14 protein-coding genes and 1 rRNA gene are annotated in these 17507 nt (G+C 52.9%); 9 read left to right on the top strand and 6 right to left on the bottom strand.

All coding sequences use genetic code 11. From position 1 onward, the window contains the following. Positions 1-93: 93 nt before the first annotated feature. The gene (gene mioC, locus AOY24_RS18665; RefSeq protein ID WP_054177150.1) at positions 94-537 is read right to left on the bottom strand and encodes an FMN-binding protein MioC; all 444 of its coding nucleotides are present in this window, start codon (positions 535-537) and stop codon (positions 94-96) included. An 88-nt stretch (positions 538-625) separates the two neighbouring features. Beyond that, the gene (gene asnC / locus AOY24_RS18660) at positions 626-1084 is read right to left on the bottom strand and encodes a transcriptional regulator AsnC (protein ID WP_042323573.1); all 459 of its coding nucleotides are present in this window, start codon (positions 1082-1084) and stop codon (positions 626-628) included. Positions 1085-1234: 150 nt separating this feature from the next. Here asnC and asnA point away from each other — a divergent pair, with 150 nt between their 5' ends. Continuing rightward, complete coding sequence (gene asnA / locus AOY24_RS18655; protein ID WP_054177149.1) at positions 1235-2227, top strand: aspartate--ammonia ligase; 993 nt, start codon at positions 1235-1237, stop codon at positions 2225-2227. Positions 2228-2229: 2 nt separating this feature from the next. Here asnA and viaA read toward each other — a convergent pair whose 3' ends face one another. Together viaA and ravA are read right to left on the bottom strand one after the other, a co-directional pair. Continuing rightward, positions 2230-3681 (bottom strand): ATPase RavA stimulator ViaA, encoded by a 1452-nt coding sequence (viaA, locus tag AOY24_RS18650; RefSeq protein WP_054177148.1) that lies wholly within the window; start codon positions 3679-3681, stop codon positions 2230-2232. Further along, positions 3675-5171 (bottom strand): ATPase RavA, encoded by a 1497-nt coding sequence (gene ravA, locus AOY24_RS18645; RefSeq protein ID WP_054177147.1) that lies wholly within the window; start codon positions 5169-5171, stop codon positions 3675-3677. Before ravA ends, viaA begins: the two co-directional genes overlap by 7 nt. 219 nt (positions 5172-5390) lie before the next feature. Between ravA and kup the strand changes: the two genes are divergently transcribed. From kup to rbsR, 7 genes are all read left to right on the top strand, one after another. Further along, complete coding sequence (kup, locus tag AOY24_RS18640) at positions 5391-7259, top strand: low affinity potassium transporter Kup (protein ID WP_042998762.1); 1869 nt, start codon at positions 5391-5393, stop codon at positions 7257-7259. 196 nt (positions 7260-7455) lie between these two features. After that, positions 7456-7875 (top strand): D-ribose pyranase, encoded by a 420-nt coding sequence (gene rbsD / locus AOY24_RS18635; RefSeq protein ID WP_054177146.1) that lies wholly within the window; start codon positions 7456-7458, stop codon positions 7873-7875. Positions 7876-7882: 7 nt separating this feature from the next. After that, positions 7883-9388 carry a ribose ABC transporter ATP-binding protein RbsA gene (gene rbsA, locus AOY24_RS18630; protein WP_054177145.1) on the top strand — a complete coding sequence of 502 codons (1506 nt, stop codon included), beginning with the start codon at positions 7883-7885 and terminating at the stop codon, positions 9386-9388. Positions 9389-9393: 5 nt separating this feature from the next. After that, a complete protein-coding gene (gene rbsC / locus AOY24_RS18625; RefSeq protein ID WP_042998765.1) occupies positions 9394-10359 on the top strand; it encodes a ribose ABC transporter permease in 966 nt (321 codons plus the stop codon). A 24-nt stretch (positions 10360-10383) separates the two neighbouring features. After that, a complete protein-coding gene (rbsB, locus tag AOY24_RS18620; protein WP_042998766.1) occupies positions 10384-11274 on the top strand; it encodes a ribose ABC transporter substrate-binding protein RbsB in 891 nt (296 codons plus the stop codon). Between the two features lie 107 nt (positions 11275-11381). Further along, entirely contained in the window at positions 11382-12311 is a 930-nt protein-coding gene (gene rbsK / locus AOY24_RS18615; protein ID WP_044256214.1) for a ribokinase, read from the top strand. Positions 12312-12314: 3 nt separating this feature from the next. Then, entirely contained in the window at positions 12315-13313 is a 999-nt protein-coding gene (rbsR, locus tag AOY24_RS18610; protein WP_080721904.1) for a ribose operon transcriptional repressor RbsR, read from the top strand. Here rbsR and mdtD read toward each other — a convergent pair. Beyond that, positions 13279-14706: a multidrug transporter subunit MdtD gene (gene mdtD, locus AOY24_RS18605; RefSeq protein WP_044268176.1), complete on the bottom strand. Its 1428-nt coding sequence runs from the start codon at positions 14704-14706 to the stop codon at positions 13279-13281. The genes rbsR and mdtD overlap by 35 nt on opposite strands. Next, positions 14703-15422 carry a FadR/GntR family transcriptional regulator gene (locus AOY24_RS18600; protein ID WP_042998769.1) on the bottom strand — a complete coding sequence of 240 codons (720 nt, stop codon included), beginning with the start codon at positions 15420-15422 and terminating at the stop codon, positions 14703-14705. The genes mdtD and AOY24_RS18600 overlap by 4 nt, the downstream gene beginning before the upstream one ends. A 494-nt stretch (positions 15423-15916) precedes the next feature. Here AOY24_RS18600 and AOY24_RS18595 point away from each other — a divergent pair. Next, positions 15917-17458, top strand: a 16S ribosomal RNA gene (locus AOY24_RS18595). The last annotated feature ends 49 nt before the right edge of the window (positions 17459-17507 follow it).

The following is a 17507-nucleotide window of genomic DNA, read 5'->3' as shown; positions in this document are numbered from 1 at the left end:
CAAAAACTGAACAATGGTTATTCTTTGGATAACTACTGGTTGATCCAAGGTTCCTGACAGAGTTATCCACACACGATCGCACGATCTTTACACTTATTTGAGTAAATTAATCCAGGATCCCAGCCAGGCTTCTGCCGGATCTTCCGGAATATCGTGTTCAAGGATATTGATCTTCAGCGTTCCGCCGATCTGTCTGGCTCCGGAATGCTTCAGTTCAGCTTCGATCTTCTCGATAGCGCCACAGAAGGTGTCATACTCGCGACTGCCTATACCGATCGCGCCGAAACGAACCTGCGACAGATCTGGTTTTTGCGATTGAAGATCTTCATATAAAGGAACAAGGTTATCCGGAATGTCTCCCGCACCGTGCGTGGAGCTAATGACCAACCAGATCCCGGAGGCAGAAAGATCCTCTAACAGCGGGCCGTGCAGGGTTTCAGTAGAAAAACCGGCATCTTCCAGCTTTTCAGCCAGGTGTTCTGCAACATATTCAGCGCCGCCGAGGGTGCTGCCGCTAATAAGAGTTATGTCAGCCATACGAGCCCATCCTGTTAAAGAAGGGCTATTGTACGCTGTGAGTGAGCTGGGATCTACCTGTGGAAAAATGTGGGATTAAAAAAGGCGATCACGGCTTGATGGTACGCATAATCGGGTTTTGCAGGACGATCAGTGTCTCGGTGGACTGAATTTCATCAATTGTTTGGATCTTGTTGATAAGTACATGCTGGAGCGCATCGATCGACCGGCACATGACCTTAATAAAGATGCTGTAGTGGCCGGTGGTGTAGTACGCCTCAGTGACTTCATCCAGGCTTTCCAGTCTGGCCAACGCCGAAGGATAGTCTTTGGCGCTTTTGAGAATGATGCCGATAAAGCAGCCGACGTCATAACCGAGTTGCTTCGGGCTGACGTCAATGCGCGCACCGGTGATGATCCCCGCCTGTTTCATTTTCTCCACACGCACGTGAATGGTCCCCGGACTGACGCCAAACTGTTTTGCCAGTTCGGCGTAGGCGGTACGGGCATTTTCCATTAAGGCATCAAGAATGCCGCGGTCCAGATTGTCGATCTGATAATTTTCCATCGCTTTTTCTTATGTGTATTAATGATTCACTCTATTTTAGCGGTTAATTTTAATGAATCAAAATTGAATACGGCTTTTTGTTTGTTGATTATTGAATATTGCCCCCATTTTGTTGCTTAATCATAGGCAACAGGACGCAGGAGTAAAAAAATGAAAACCGCTTACATTGCCAAACAACGCCAAATTAGCTTCGTGAAATCTCACTTCTCTCGTCAACTGGAGGAGCGTCTGGGTCTGATTGAAATCCAGGCACCGATCCTCAGCCGTGTAGGGGATGGCACGCAGGATAACTTGTCGGGCTGTGAAAAAGCGGTGCAGGTGAAAGTGAAAGCGCTGCCAGATGCCCAGTTCGAAGTGGTTCATTCGCTGGCGAAGTGGAAGCGTCAAACACTGGGACAACACGACTTCAGCGCTGGCGAAGGGCTCTACACGCACATGAAAGCCCTGCGCCCGGATGAAGATCGTCTCTCCCCGCTCCACTCAGTGTATGTCGATCAGTGGGACTGGGAACGCGTGATGGGCGACGGTGAGCGTCAGTTCTCCACTCTGAAAAGCACGGTAGAGGCTATCTGGGCGGGAATTAAAGCGACCGAAGCAGCGGTAAGCAAAGAATTTGGTCTGGCACCGTTCCTGCCAGAGCAGATCCACTTTGTTCACAGCCAGGAATTACTGAGCCGTTATCCGGGTCTTGATGCAAAAGGTCGTGAACGTGCGATCGCCAAAGCGTTAGGCGCGGTCTTCCTGGTGGGGATCGGCGGTAAGCTCAGCGATGGCCACCGCCATGACGTTCGTGCGCCGGACTATGATGACTGGAGTTCCGCATCCGAGTTGGGGTATGCCGGTCTGAACGGCGATATTCTGGTCTGGAACCCGGTGCTGGAAGATGCGTTTGAACTCTCTTCCATGGGCATCCGTGTCGATGCCGACGCGCTGAAACATCAGCTTAAGCTTACCGGTGATGAAGATCGTCTGAGTCTGGAATGGCACCAGGCGCTGCTGCGCGGTGAAATGCCGCAGACTATTGGCGGCGGCATTGGTCAGTCGCGCTTAACCATGCTGCTGCTGCAACTGCCGCACATTGGTCAGGTTCAGTGCGGCGTATGGCCTGCACAGGTCCGTGAAAGCGTAGCTTCGCTGCTGTAATCTTATCGCCGCCAGCGTCTGAGCAGGCGGCTTCGCATCCCGGTATCAAAGCGCCAGATATGATCGAAAATGCGCATGATGCCGGGTTTGCCATGTGCTGACATCGCCACCGCGTGAAAGCGATGTTGATGAACCCGCTGCAGCTCTCCGACTTTACTCACCACTTCGTCAGGCAACCGCTGGGCGATAAAATCTGAAATCACCACCGCATCGGCATCAAACCACTCTCGTCCCTGCATGCGTTCAATAATGGCGCGAAAACAGCTGGCGATATCCGTACCGCCGCGAAAGCGTTGGCTCAGAAAGCGGATAGCCTGCTCAATGCCTTGTTGGCCGGAAAGCTCATAGCGCACCACTTCGGTGGAAAACAGCATGATGAAGCAACGACGGTTATCGGCAAGGGCAATGCGCATCAGGGCCAGGCAAAAGGCCTTTGCGCACTGTTTATTAAAGCCCCCCATTGAGCCGGAGGTGTCAACGCACACAATGAACGGCCCGCGCGGCTGTTCATCGAAATCCTGATGAATCACCGGTCGTTCAGTGACCTTCTCGCGCCAGGCTTCACCGTGCAGACGATAAGTGAGCAGTTGTTTTTCCACCAGCCGCCGGTAGAACTCATATTCCAGTTCTGTTATGCCGAGCGTGGCCAGTTCCGGTGGCAACAGACGCAGAATATCGTCACTTTGCTGAATACCATCAACCTGCTCAGGCACCGTGGCGGGCTCGCGCACCAGCGTGCGAAAGGTCTCCATCGGCGCATCTTTTCGCGGAACGGATTTGGCTTCTCTGGAACGCCCCAGTTGCTCTGCCAGTCGCATCAACTCCGGCTGTTCGCGCAGAAAATCACCATACTTCACGATCAACTGATAATCACCGCGTCTGAGCTGACCGGCGCTCATATCCCACAGGCGGCCTGCGGCGGTTTCGTTTTCTGCCAGAACCGGATCCAGTTGCCCGCTCAGGGTCATTCGTTCCTGAACTTCACTCAGTAACTGCTCACGCTCTTCTTCAAGCAATTGCTGATTCAGTGTCGTGGTCTGCACCACCAGACTTAAGCGCCAACGCTGTAAAAAGAGCGTATGCAGAGCGGGGGTGAATATCGTGTTGCTGTCCACCAGTTGCTGCGCCTGTTCGGCATACGGCGAGTGCAGCCGGTGTAATAGCGTCAATATTTGCGGAAGCTGGACGATGAACTGCGCGGTAGAGAGAAGCTGGCTCTGCTGGTAGCACATCACCTCTTCCGTCAGCTCTGGCGGTACGCGTGCATCTTTAAGCCGCCGACGAAGCGCTTCGCGCCAGCGCGGTAGATCGTCCGTGATTGCCGCTTTCAGACGGGGAAATTTTTCAAAAAAGACCGCCAGCTGTGGCGAGGCCAGCAGCGCGAGGATCATCTCTTCGATCATCCCCTCTTCACTGACGGCTAACATGACATTGAGTGTATCCAGTGTCAGCATTGTTGCGCCTGACGGATCTGCTCACCGACATCCTGAAGGCTGGCCTCAATACAACCTAACCAGTCGCTATGAATAAACAGGCACTTTTGCTGTTCGCTAAAGCGGGTATGCTGCTGGCGCCAGTCGTTTTCCAGCGCCTCCAGCTGCTGCTTGATTTCGCCGGGCATGGCTTCTTCCGAAGAACCAGGAAGCGCCAGGCGCGTGCCCTGTAGACTCACATCGCGCACAACCAGATGCTGGGCGCTATCGACTTCCATATTCAGCGTCTGAGCAAACCCGATCCCGTTGAGTTTACCGCGGATCTCGCCCCCTTTCGCCAGCCATTGCTCCAGCGCGCTGCGATCAAAAGCGATGTGGATCACTTCCATATCATGCAATTTCAAGGGTTTTTGCAGAAGTAGCGTTAGAGTTGTCGCAGTGACCTCGGCGGGCAAATCGTAATGCGGACGACGGCTGAACATGCCACCCTGACGCAGCACGGTAAACGCGGTTTTATCGCTTTGTTGCTGCTGTAACTGAATGCGTTGCTGGACGATACCGCCGAGGCGCGTCAGCATGGTTTGCTGTTGCCAGGCGTGTCCGGTCATCAATATTTCGAGCTGTTGCTGCATCAGGTTCAGGCTCTGGGCGTCGTACCACAGGCAGTCCTTTAGCAGAATGAGATCGATAGGGGCAACGGCGTCACGCCCGCTAAAGAAGGCGCTGGCCTGTAACAGACGAATCGCTTTTTTCCAGCGACGGTCTGAGACGTAAGGCGCATTCGGCAGATTATCCAACTGCTGGCGCAGCGTAAAAATCAGCTCAAAAACATGATCGGGCAGCGTAATTGCGCCAATGTCTTTCTGCCAGCGGTAATACTCTTCATCGCTCACCTGTAGTGAGGCGGGAACCGGGTTTTCGCTTTCGTCCTGTTGGCTTACCAGCAAGGAGCGAAAGTTAGCTTTGTCCTGCACTTTGTCCAGCCACAGACGGATCAGCATACGGTCGTACAGCGCTTCCAGACTGCTGTCTGCTTCCGGTAGTTCGTTGGAGGCGGCCACCAGCAGACGCATAGGGATTTTTTCTTCGTGCGCGCCGTTGCGAAAGTGACGTTCGTTAATCGCAGTCAGCAGGGTATTGAGGATTGCCGGACCCGCTTTCCAGATTTCATCGAGAAAGACGATTTCCGCTTCGGGAAGATAACCGGCGGTTAAGCGTTCGTAACGACCTTCATCTTTAAGTGCCTGAATAGAGAGTGGGCCAAAAACCTCTTCCGGCGTGGAAAAACGCGTCATCAGATATTCAAACGCCCGCGCATTCTGGAAGGCAAATTTCAGCCGACGGGCAATCAGGCTTTTGGCGATCCCTGGAGGGCCAAGTAAGAAAACGCTTTCGCCGCTCAGGGCGGCCAGCAGGCAAAGCCGAATGGCGTGACTGCGCTCATAGAGACCTTTTTCCAGCGCGCTGCTCAGGCGGGAAATTCTTTCCGCTAATAAATGTGGGTGAGCCATAATAGAGTGGCGTCCTTTCATAAATGTACTGCGTTAACAGCGAGTATAGACGTTTCGGTTCACAGGCTGAACTTGTTCGGGAGGCTGTTTATTTTTCTTTGAGCCAGGTTAATCTGGTCTCATTTAGGGGTACGATTTTGCTTGGAATCGTGCATACTGTGCGCTTTTTGTGGGCCAAGGGACTACGCACACATTTCTTTATATATGAAAGACTAGTCTATGAGCACTGATAATAAGCAATCATTGTCTGCGATTACCCTCGCAGCCATTGGGGTTGTCTACGGTGATATTGGTACCAGCCCACTTTATACACTTCGTGAATGTTTGTCCGGTCAGTTTGGTTTTGGCGTTGAACGTGATGCCGTTTTTGGTTTTTTGTCGCTGATTTTCTGGCTACTCATCTTTGTTGTTTCGATTAAGTATCTGACTTTCGTCATGCGTGCTGATAACGCTGGTGAAGGGGGGATCCTGACGCTGATGTCGCTGGCGGGGCGTAATACCTCCGCGCGAACGACCTCTATGCTGGTCATCATGGGCTTAATCGGCGGCAGCTTCTTTTATGGTGAGGTGGTGATCACCCCGGCCATCTCGGTGATGTCGGCCATTGAGGGTCTGGAGATCGTTGCGCCGCAGCTGGATACCTGGATTGTCCCGCTGTCGATAATCGTCCTGACGCTGCTGTTTATGATTCAGAAGCACGGTACCGGGATGGTGGGGAAGTTATTTGCGCCTATCATGCTGGCCTGGTTTTTGATTCTGGCCGTGCTTGGCCTGCGCAGCATTATTGCCAACCCCGAAGTGCTGCAGGCGTTGAACCCGATGTGGGCGGTGCATTTCTTTCTGGAATATAAAACCGTCTCCTTTGTTGCGCTTGGCGCGGTGGTTCTGTCGATTACCGGTGTCGAAGCGCTGTATGCCGATATGGGGCACTTTGGTAAGTTCCCCATCCGCCTGGCGTGGTTCACCGTGGTACTGCCTTCGCTGGTGCTCAACTACTTTGGTCAGGGCGCGCTGCTGTTAAAGCATCCGGAAGCGATTAAAAACCCGTTCTTCTTGTTGGCGCCGGACTGGGCGTTGATTCCGCTGCTGATCATTGCGGCGCTGGCGACGGTGATCGCCTCTCAGGCGGTGATTTCAGGCGTCTTCTCGCTGACGCGTCAGGCGGTTCGCCTGGGATATCTGTCGCCCATGCGTATCATTCATACGTCAGAAATGGAGTCCGGGCAGATCTACATTCCGTTCGTCAACTGGATGCTTTATATCGCAGTGGTCATTGTGATTGTCAGCTTCGAACACTCCAGTAACCTGGCGGCGGCGTACGGGATTGCCGTGACCGGCACGATGGTGCTGACCTCGATTCTCTCAACCACCGTGGCGCGTAAAAACTGGCACTGGAATAAGTATTTCGTGGCGCTGATTCTCGTCGCGTTCCTGTGTATTGATATTCCGTTGTTCTCGGCAAACCTCGACAAACTGCTGTCTGGTGGTTGGTTACCGTTATCGCTGGGTCTGGTGATGTTCACCATCATGACCACCTGGAAGAGCGAACGTTTCCGCCTGCTGCGTCGTATGCACGAGCACGGTAATTCTCTGGAAGCGATGATTGCCTCGCTGGAGAAATCCCCGCCGGTACGCGTACCGGGAACTGCGGTATATATGTCTCGCGCGCTGAATGTGATCCCCTTTGCTCTGATGCACAATCTCAAGCACAACAAGGTATTGCATGAGCGAGTGATCCTGCTGACGCTGCGGACTGAAGATGCGCCGTACGTGCATAACGTCCGTCGTGTGCAGATTGAACAGCTGTCGCCAACCTTCTGGCGCGTCGTTGCCAGTTACGGCTGGCGTGAAACGCCGAATGTTGAAGAAGTCTTCCATCGCTGCGGTCTGGAAGGGTTGAGCTGCCGGATGATGGAAACGTCGTTCTTTATGTCGCACGAGTCGTTAATCGTCGGCAAACGCCCCTGGTATTTGCGTCTGCGTGGCAAGCTGTATCTGCTTCTCCAGCGTAACGCGCTGCGCGCGCCTGACCAGTTTGAGATCCCGCCTAACCGCGTGATTGAACTGGGGACACAGGTCGAGATTTAACGTGCTCATCCAGCCGGGCAGCGCAACGCTTGCCCGGCATTTTTCTTCCCGTCCAGCTCTGCTTTGTCTCTCTTTCCATTTCACTTAGCGAAACGTTTCGACGCTGATCACAAATCTGTTACGTAATGATGGTTATTTGCTCACTTCTCAGACTACACTCAATACCAGCGAAACGTTTCGCTAGTGGAGTAAGAAAATGAAGAAAGGCACTGTACTCAATTCAGAGATTTCATCGGTGATCTCCCGTCTGGGGCATACCGATACGCTGGTGGTGTGTGATGCAGGTTTACCCATCCCGAACAGAACTACGCGTATTGATATGGCATTAACCCAGGGCGTACCTTCTTTTATGCAGGTACTGGATGTGGTGACCCGTGAAATGCAGGTTGAGTCGGCCATTCTCGCGACGGAAATTAAACAACATAATCCGCAGCTCCACGAAACGTTGCTCAGCCATATCGAGCAACTGCAACAACACCAGGGAAATTCCATAGAAATTCGTTACACCACGCATGAACAATTTAAAAAACAAACCGCAGACAGTCAGGCGGTAATTCGCAGCGGGGAGTGTTCCCCGTATGCGAATATCATTCTCTGTGCTGGCGTCACTTTCTGAGGCTGTCATGGACGCATTACTGCAACTCAAAGGGATCGATAAAGCGTTCCCTGGCGTGAAAGCGCTATCCGGCGCCGCACTCAATGTTTATCCCGGCCGCGTGATGGCGCTGGTGGGGGAAAATGGTGCCGGCAAATCCACCATGATGAAAGTGCTGACCGGTATCTATACCCGTGATGCGGGTTCGCTGTTGTGGCTGGGTAAAGAAACCACCTTTAATGGCCCTAAATCGTCCCAGGAAGCCGGTATCGGCATCATCCATCAGGAACTTAACCTGATCCCGCAACTCACCATTGCGGAAAATATTTTCCTCGGCCGCGAATTCGTTAACCGCGTTGGCAAGATTGACTGGAAGAAAATGTATGCCGAAGCGGATCTCCTGTTAGCTAAACTCAATCTGCGCTTTAAGAGCGACCGCCAGGTTGGTGAATTGTCGATTGGCGACCAGCAGATGGTCGAGATCGCCAAAGTGCTGAGCTTTGAGTCGAAAGTCATCATTATGGATGAGCCAACGGATGCGCTCACCGATACCGAAACCGAATCCCTGTTCCGCGTGATCCGCGAACTGAAGTCGCAGGGGCGCGGTATTGTCTATATTTCTCACCGCATGAAAGAGATCTTCGAGATTTGCGATGACGTGACCGTTTTCCGCGACGGGCAGTTTATTGCCGAACGTGAAGTGGCCTCGCTGACCGAAGACTCCCTGATAGAGATGATGGTGGGACGTAAGCTCGAAGAGCAGTATCCGCGCCTGGATAAAGCGCCTGGCGACATCCGTCTGAAGGTCGATAACCTGTGCGGACCCGGTGTGAACGATGTCTCTTTTACTCTGCGTAAAGGTGAAATATTAGGGATCTCGGGCCTGATGGGAGCCGGGCGTACCGAACTGATGAAGGTTCTGTATGGCGCGCTGCCACGCACCAGTGGTTATGTCACGCTCGACGGGCATGAAGTGATCACTCGTTCTCCGCAGGACGGACTGGCGAACGGTATCGTCTATATTTCTGAAGACCGCAAGCGCGACGGTTTAGTGCTCGGTATGTCGGTAAAAGAGAATATGTCGCTGACCGCGCTGCGCTATTTCAGTCGCAGCGGCGGCAGTCTGAAGCATAAGGATGAGCAACAGGCGGTAAGCGATTTTATCCGCCTGTTCAACGTGAAGACGCCGTCGATGGAACAGGCTATCGGTCTGCTGTCCGGTGGCAACCAGCAGAAAGTGGCGATTGCCCGTGGGTTGATGACCCGTCCGAAGGTGCTGATTCTTGATGAGCCTACCCGCGGCGTGGACGTGGGGGCCAAGAAAGAAATTTATCAGTTAATTAACCAGTTTAAGGCCGACGGCCTGAGCATCATTCTGGTCTCCTCTGAGATGCCAGAAGTATTAGGCATGAGCGATCGCATTATCGTCATGCATGAAGGGCATCTCGGCGGTGAATTCACTCGCGAGCAGGCCACCCAGGAAGTTCTGATGGCTGCCGCTGTAGGCAAGCTTAATCGCGTGAATCAGGAGTAAAAAAGATGACTACCCAGGCTGTTTCTGGTCGCCGTTATTTCACCAAAGCGTGGTTGATGGAGCAGAAGTCGCTCATCGCCCTGCTGGTGCTGATCGCGATTGTCTCGACGTTGAGCCCTAACTTTTTTACCGTCAATAACCTGTTCAACATTCTTCAACAGACATCCGTGAACGCCATTATGGCGGTGGGGATGACGCTGGTGATCCTGACATCGGGTATCGATCTGTCTGTCGGTTCCTTGCTGGCGCTCACCGGCGCGGTGGCGGCTTCAATTGTAGGGATTGAAGTTAACGCGCTGGTGGCCGTTGCTGCTGCCCTGGCATTAGGTGCCGCTGTTGGCGCAGTCACAGGTGTGATTGTGGCGAAAGGCCGCGTGCAGGCGTTTATCGCCACGCTGGTCATGATGCTACTGCTGCGCGGCGTGACAATGGTGTACACCAACGGGAGTCCGGTTAATACGGGCTTTACCGATAATGCCGATCTGTTTGGCTGGTTCGGTATCGGTCGTCCGCTGGGGGTTCCAACGCCGGTCTGGATCATGGGTATTGTTTTCCTGGCGGCATGGTACATGTTGCACCACACTCGTCTGGGTCGCTATATCTATGCGCTGGGTGGTAACGAAGCGGCAACGCGTCTGTCTGGCATTAGCGTCAGTAAAATCAAGATTATCGTCTATTCACTGTGTGGGCTGCTGGCATCGCTGGCGGGCATCATTGAAGTGGCGCGCCTCTCCTCTGCCCAGCCGACTGCCGGTACGGGCTATGAGCTGGATGCCATCGCAGCCGTTGTGCTGGGTGGGACCAGTCTGGCGGGCGGCAAAGGTCGTATTGTTGGGACCTTGATCGGCGCATTAATTCTGGGTTTCCTCAATAATGGTTTGAATTTGTTAGGTGTTTCCTCCTATTACCAGATGATCGTCAAAGCGGTGGTGATTTTGCTGGCGGTACTGGTAGACAACAAAAAGCAGTAACAACGACTACAGGACATCTTAAATATGAACATGAAAAAACTGGCTACCCTGGTTTCTGCTGTTGCGCTAAGCGCCACCGTGAGCGCGAATGCAATGGCGAAAGATACCATTGCGCTGGTGGTCTCCACGCTTAATAACCCGTTCTTTGTCTCGCTGAAAGACGGGGCGCAGAAAGAGGCTGACAAGCTGGGTTACAACCTGGTGGTACTGGATTCTCAGAACAACCCGGCGAAAGAGTTGGCGAACGTTCAGGATTTAACCGTACGTGGTACTAAAATTCTGCTGATCAACCCGACGGATTCCGACGCGGTGGGTAACGCAGTGAAGATGGCGAACCAGGCGAATATCCCGGTGATTACCCTTGACCGCCAGGCAACTAAAGGTGACGTCGTCAGCCATATCGCATCTGATAACGTGCTGGGCGGGAAAATAGCCGGTGATTACATCGCCAAAAAAGCCGGTGAAGGCGCAAAAGTCATTGAACTGCAAGGTATTGCCGGGACTTCCGCGGCGCGTGAGCGTGGTGAAGGTTTCCAGCAGGCCGTTGCGGCACACAAATTTAACGTTCTGGCCAGTCAGCCGGCAGATTTCGACCGCACTAAGGGTCTGAACGTTATGCAGAACCTACTGACTGCGCATCCGGACGTGCAGGCTGTTTTTGCACAGAACGATGAAATGGCGCTGGGTGCGCTGCGTGCTCTGCAAACCGCAGGTAAATCTGATGTGATGGTGGTCGGATTTGACGGTACGCCTGATGGCGAAAAAGCGGTAAATGATGGCAAACTGGCTGCGACTATCGCACAGTTACCGGACCAGATCGGCGCGAAAGGCGTTGAGACAGCGGATAAGGTGCTGAAAGGCGAGAAAGTTCAGGCCAAATATCCAGTTGACCTGAAGCTGGTCATCAAGCAGTAACTGGCGATTCAGGCGACCGCGTGTCGCCTGAGGGACTAAATATAAAGAAAAGTGTGGCATACGCCACCGGGTAATACCGGTGGCGATCTCAGATGGACACCCCGAACATGAAAACCGCAGGCAGTCTTGTCGTTCTAGGCAGCATTAATGCCGACCATATCCTGAACCTTGAAACATTCCCTACGCCAGGCGAAACCGTCACCGGAAATCACTATCAGGTGGCTTTTGGCGGTAAAGGGGCGAATCAGGCGGTGGCTGCGGGTCGCAGTGGGGCTAATATTGCGTTCATTGCCTGTACGGGCGATGACGATATCGGAAGTAACATCCGTAAACAGCTTGTCAGTGACAACATTGACGTCGATTCGATCAGTGTCATTAGCGGTGAGTCCACCGGCGTGGCGCTGATTTTTGTGAACGGCGACGGTGAAAACGTTATTGGTATTCATGCTGGCGCTAATGCGGCGCTTTCCCCTGCATTCGTTGAGGCGCAGCGTGAGCGCATTGCTCAGGCATCTGCATTGTTGATGCAACTGGAGTCGCCGATAGAAAGCGTGTTGACGGCCGCGAAGATCGCAAAGCAAAACAATACGATTGTGGCGCTGAACCCGGCTCCGGCGCGTGAGTTATCCGACGAACTGCTGGCGCTGGTGGATATCATCACCCCCAACGAAACCGAAGCGGAAAAGCTGACGGGGATCCGTGTCGAAACTGATGCTGACGCAGCGAAAGCATCCCAGGCACTGCATGCAAAAGGCATTCGTACCGTATTGATTACATTAGGAAGCCGGGGTGTCTGGGCCAGTGTGAATGGCGAAGGCAGTCGGATACCTGGATTTAAAGTTGACGCTGTCGATACTATCGCTGCGGGCGATACCTTCAACGGCGCGCTGATCACCGCTCTGCTGGAAGAAAAACCGTTGTCTGACGCAATCCGCTTTGCGCATGCCGCTGCGGCAATTGCGGTGACCCGTAAAGGAGCACAGCCTTCCGTGCCGTGGCGTGAAGAAATTGAGGCGTTTTTAGGTCAGCAGAGGTAACGCTTGGCTACCATGAAGGATGTTGCCCGCCTGGCGGGCGTTTCCACTTCAACCGTTTCGCATGTCATTAATAAGGATCGCTTTGTCAGTGAAGCGATAACTCAAAAAGTCGATGCGGCGATCAAGTCATTAAATTACGCCCCTTCTGCGCTGGCGCGCAGCCTGAAGCTGAATCAGACGCGCACCATCGGCATGCTGATTACAGCGAGTACCAACCCCTTTTATTCCGAACTGGTGCGTGGCGTTGAGCGCAGCTGTTTTGAACGCGGCTATAGCCTGGTGTTATGCAATACTGAAGGCGATGAGCAGCGCATGAACCGTAATCTGGAAACCCTGATGCAAAAGCGGGTGGATGGTTTATTGTTGCTCTGTACCGAAACACACCAGCCATCGCGTGAGATCATGCAGCGCTATCCTTCTATCCCTACTGTTATGATGGACTGGTCGCCTTTTGATGGCGATGGGGATAGCGATCTTATTCAGGATAACTCGTTGCTTGGCGGCGACCTGGCTACACAGCATTTGATTGATAAAGGCTTTACCCGTATCGCCTGCATTACCGGGCCATTGGATAAAACCCCGGCGCGATTGCGTCTGGAAGGGTATCGCGCAGCGATGAAGCGTGCCGGGCTGGATATCCCGGACGGTTACGAAATTACCGGTGATTTTGAATTTGGCGGTGGGTTTGAGGCCATGCAGAAACTGCTTTCGCATCAACATCGGCCCCACGCTGTGTTTACCGGCAATGATGCCATGGCCGTCGGCGCCTATCAGGCGTTGTACCAGGCCGGATTGCGAATTCCGCAGGACATGGCGGTGATTGGCTACGATGACATCGAACTGGCGCGTTACATGACGCCGCCGCTTACCACGATTCATCAGCCGAAAGATGAACTGGGTGAGCTGGCCATCGATGTTCTGATTCATCGGATGGCGCAACCCGCCCTACAACAGCAGCGTTTGCAACTTACTCCTGTTTTGATGGCGCGGGGTTCCGTGTAGGTTTGTGTCGCTCTTTGATCAGGTTGCGGCCATCTTTGGCTCTCAGCAACATGAACATCAGGGCTGACACGATCGTAATCGCACCCATCGTTATAAAGGTGTAGTGGAACTGTTCGACCGTATTGGTTCCTTCCATCCCTTCATAAATGCGTAACACCGCCGCGCTTATCGCTACCCCTAAACTGATGGACAGTTGTTGCGTAACGGCCAGTACGCTGTTGCCACTGCTGGCGTTATCATCGGTCAGATCGGCCAGCGTAATGGTGTTCATTGCGGTGAATTGCGTCGACATCGCCATCCCGAGAATGAATAACGGCAGAATCAACATCCAGACGGGCATGGCGGGAGATTGCAGAGAAAACTGCGCAATCATCAATCCGATAAAGACCGTAATGCCCACCAGGGTGGTTCGATAACCCAGACGGCGCAGTACCTGCGTCACCATCGACTTCGCCAGTATTGAACCCAGCGCGGTGGGCGCCATCATGCAACCGGCAATCAGCGCCGGAAAGCCAAATCCTACCTGTAGCATCAATGGCATCAGGAACGGCACACATCCTGTTCCCAGACGGGTTGCCAGGTTACCGGAAATGCCGACGGAGAAAGTGCGCGTCTTAAATAGTGACAACGAAATAAGCGGGGTGGGATGGCGTCGCGCATGACGAATATAAGCCAGCAGTAACACAATACTCAGCAGAATAATGGTCAGTGCTATCCAGGTGGCGACAATTTTCTCGCCAAATAACTCCATCCCGCTGGAAAAGAGCACCAGACTCAGGCCGAAAAGAAAGAAGCCAGTCATATCAAATTTGCGCCGAGGGGTGGTGAAGTTCGGCATATATTTGCGCGCATATAAAATACCGGCGATTCCTATCGGAATATTGATCAGGAAAATCCAGTGCCAACTGGCCCAGGTGACCAGAACGCCTCCCAGTACGGGACCCAGAATGGGGCCGACCAGTCCAGGCATCGTCACAAAATTCAGCACCGGCAGCAGTTCACTGCGTGGGTAAGCTCTTAATAATGCCAGGCGAGCAACGGGCATCATCATTGCGCCACCAATCCCCTGAATCACGCGAAAGATAACCAACTCCGGTAACGTACTTGAAAGCGCACAGGCTAGTGAGCCGAGCGTGAACAAGCTCACAGCGATCATGAATACGCGTCGGGTACCAAAGCGATCGGCCAGCCATCCGCTCACCGGAATTAGCATGGCTACCGTCAGGGTATAACTGATAATTGCGGACTGCATTGCCAGTGGGGAGCGATTGAGACTCTGGGCAATGGCGGGTAAAGCGGTATTTAGAATAGTGGCGTCCAGTGCCTGCATGAAGAAAGCCATTGCCGCTATCCACGGCAATCCGGCCATACTGCGTGCTTTTTTGTTGGTCATGCACAATCCTGGTTATTTTCTGGACGTTCATTTGGGGCGAACAGTAGCGCCTGACAGGCCTTAAACGCACCGTCACCGTCGCTTTGTGCAATGGCATCGACAATCGCCTGATGCAAATCCAGCTTCACAACGGTGTTGTAAGTAATTGAATTAAAATAGGTATGGTAGACAGAATGAAACAACGAGGCAAAAGAGGTTAAGAACGGGTTCGCGCTCATTTCATAAATGTGTTCATGCCAGGCCATGTCCACTTCAATCCAGCGCTCGCGCTTAAAGTTCTTTTTCAACGCCACCATCTCTTCCATTAATGTATTTAGATGCGCTTTTTGTTCTGCGGTACCGATTGTTGCCGCCAGCGAGCACGCCTGAGGCTCCAGGCTAATACGCATCACCAGAAAGTGTTCAATAACTTGCTGAAAATTCTCTTCAGTCATCCACCAGGTGAGTAATTCCTGATCGAGGAAATTCCAGTTTGCCTGTGGCATCACTCGGGTGCCAATGCGAGGGCGCGGGAGCACCATCCCTTTGGCCGTTAATGTTTTAACTGCTTCCCGAACGGCGGTCCGACTCACACCAAACTGTTCGCCAAGCTCAATTTCGCCAGGAAGAATGGCACCAGGGGCATATGCACCTTTGAGGATCTGCTGCGCCAGCTTCTCAGCCAGGACATAGGAAAGGTTTTTCTGTGCAGCCAACTGTTGTGCGCTTAAAGGCATGACTCTTTGTCCTTTATCTTTTTCTTACTCATTAGTATGCCACCAGGAAGTGTGATTGCGGCTGCAAAAACAGCAAAACGCTTATTTTATGGCACGTTAATACCGGTTTTGGTGAAAAAAAGAACACTCGGAAAATTATTTTAAATTTCCCCTTGTCAGCCCGAAATAACTCCCTATAATGCGCCTCCACTGACACGGAACAACGGCACGCAAGCCGCCGGGTCAGCAGGGTTCTCCGGTGAAAACCAGTGATGAACACCGACAGAGAAAAGCGAAATAAATGCTTGACTCTGAAGCGGGAAAGCGTATTATGCACACCCCGCGCCGCTGAGAAAAAGCGAAGCGGCACTGCTCTTTAACAATTTATCAGACAATCTGTGTGGGCACTCAGAGTGACATGGATTCTTAACGTCGCAAGACGAAAAATGAATACCAAGTCTCAAAGAGTGAACACGTAATTCATTACGACGTTTAATTCTAAGAGCATCAAACTTAAATTGAAGAGTTTGATCATGGCTCAGATTGAACGCTGGCGGCAGGCCTAACACATGCAAGTCGAACGGTAACAGGAAGCAGCTTGCTGCTTTGCTGACGAGTGGCGGACGGGTGAGTAATGTCTGGGAAACTGCCCGATGGAGGGGGATAACTACTGGAAACGGTAGCTAATACCGCATAATGTCGCAAGACCAAAGAGGGGGACCTTCGGGCCTCTTGCCATCGGATGTGCCCAGATGGGATTAGCTTGTTGGTGAGGTAACGGCTCACCAAGGCGACGATCCCTAGCTGGTCTGAGAGGATGACCAGCCACACTGGAACTGAGACACGGTCCAGACTCCTACGGGAGGCAGCAGTGGGGAATATTGCACAATGGGCGCAAGCCTGATGCAGCCATGCCGCGTGTATGAAGAAGGCCTTCGGGTTGTAAAGTACTTTCAGCGGGGAGGAAGGGGTTAAGGTTAATAACCTTAGCCATTGACGTTACCCGCAGAAGAAGCACCGGCTAACTCCGTGCCAGCAGCCGCGGTAATACGGAGGGTGCAAGCGTTAATCGGAATTACTGGGCGTAAAGCGCACGCAGGCGGTCTGTCAAGTCGGATGTGAAATCCCCGGGCTCAACCTGGGAACTGCATTCGAAACTGGCAGGCTTGAGTCTCGTAGAGGGGGGTAGAATTCCAGGTGTAGCGGTGAAATGCGTAGAGATCTGGAGGAATACCGGTGGCGAAGGCGGCCCCCTGGACGAAGACTGACGCTCAGGTGCGAAAGCGTGGGGAGCAAACAGGATTAGATACCCTGGTAGTCCACGCCGTAAACGATGTCTATTTGGAGGTTGTGCCCTTGAGGCGTGGCTTCCGGAGCTAACGCGTTAAATAGACCGCCTGGGGAGTACGGCCGCAAGGTTAAAACTCAAATGAATTGACGGGGGCCCGCACAAGCGGTGGAGCATGTGGTTTAATTCGATGCAACGCGAAGAACCTTACCTGGTCTTGACATCCACAGAACTTGGCAGAGATGCCTTGGTGCCTTCGGGAACTGTGAGACAGGTGCTGCATGGCTGTCGTCAGCTCGTGTTGTGAAATGTTGGGTTAAGTCCCGCAACGAGCGCAACCCTTATCCTTTGTTGCCAGCGGTCCGGCCGGGAACTCAAAGGAGACTGCCAGTGATAAACTGGAGGAAGGTGGGGATGACGTCAAGTCATCATGGCCCTTACGACCAGGGCTACACACGTGCTACAATGGCATATACAAAGAGAAGCGACCTCGCGAGAGCAAGCGGACCTCATAAAGTATGTCGTAGTCCGGATTGGAGTCTGCAACTCGACTCCATGAAGTCGGAATCGCTAGTAATCGTGGATCAGAATGCCACGGTGAATACGTTCCCGGGCCTTGTACACACCGCCCGTCACACCATGGGAGTGGGTTGCAAAAGAAGTAGGTAGCTTAACCTTCGGGAGGGCGCTTACCACTTTGTGATTCATGACTGGGGTGAAGTCGTAACAAGGTAACCGTAGGGGAACCTGCGGTTGGATCACCTCCTTACCTTAAAGAACCTGCCTTTGTAGTGCCCACACAGATTGTCTGATGAAAA

The sequence above is a fragment of the Citrobacter sp. CtB7.12 genome, from assembly GCF_001297795.1.
Taxonomy (GTDB): Bacteria; Pseudomonadota; Gammaproteobacteria; order Enterobacterales; family Enterobacteriaceae; genus Citrobacter_A; species Citrobacter_A amalonaticus.
The sequence above is the reverse complement of the archived record's forward strand: the minus strand, read 5'-3'. Positions and strand labels throughout refer to the sequence as shown.

Excerpts from the sequence above, each read along its gene's own strand:
- ravA (WP_054177147.1), bottom strand. The coding sequence starts at position 5,171 with ATGGCTCACCCACATTTATTAGCGGAAAGAATTTCCCGCCTGAGCAGC.
- asnA (WP_054177149.1), top strand. The coding sequence starts at position 1,235 with ATGAAAACCGCTTACATTGCCAAACAACGCCAAATTAGCTTCGTGAAA.
- kup (WP_042998762.1), top strand. The coding sequence starts at position 5,391 with ATGAGCACTGATAATAAGCAATCATTGTCTGCGATTACCCTCGCAGCC.
- viaA (WP_054177148.1), bottom strand. The coding sequence starts at position 3,681 with ATGCTGACACTGGATACACTCAATGTCATGTTAGCCGTCAGTGAAGAG.
- rbsB (WP_042998766.1), top strand. The coding sequence starts at position 10,384 with ATGAACATGAAAAAACTGGCTACCCTGGTTTCTGCTGTTGCGCTAAGC.
- rbsK (WP_044256214.1), top strand. The coding sequence starts at position 11,382 with ATGAAAACCGCAGGCAGTCTTGTCGTTCTAGGCAGCATTAATGCCGAC.
- mdtD (WP_044268176.1), bottom strand. The coding sequence starts at position 14,706 with ATGACCAACAAAAAAGCACGCAGTATGGCCGGATTGCCGTGGATAGCG.
- rbsA (WP_054177145.1), top strand. The coding sequence starts at position 7,883 with ATGGACGCATTACTGCAACTCAAAGGGATCGATAAAGCGTTCCCTGGC.
- rbsD (WP_054177146.1), top strand. The coding sequence starts at position 7,456 with ATGAAGAAAGGCACTGTACTCAATTCAGAGATTTCATCGGTGATCTCC.
- asnC (WP_042323573.1), bottom strand. The coding sequence starts at position 1,084 with ATGGAAAATTATCAGATCGACAATCTGGACCGCGGCATTCTTGATGCC.
- rbsC (WP_042998765.1), top strand. The coding sequence starts at position 9,394 with ATGACTACCCAGGCTGTTTCTGGTCGCCGTTATTTCACCAAAGCGTGG.
- AOY24_RS18600 (WP_042998769.1), bottom strand. The coding sequence starts at position 15,422 with ATGCCTTTAAGCGCACAACAGTTGGCTGCACAGAAAAACCTTTCCTAT.
- mioC (WP_054177150.1), bottom strand. The coding sequence starts at position 537 with ATGGCTGACATAACTCTTATTAGCGGCAGCACCCTCGGCGGCGCTGAA.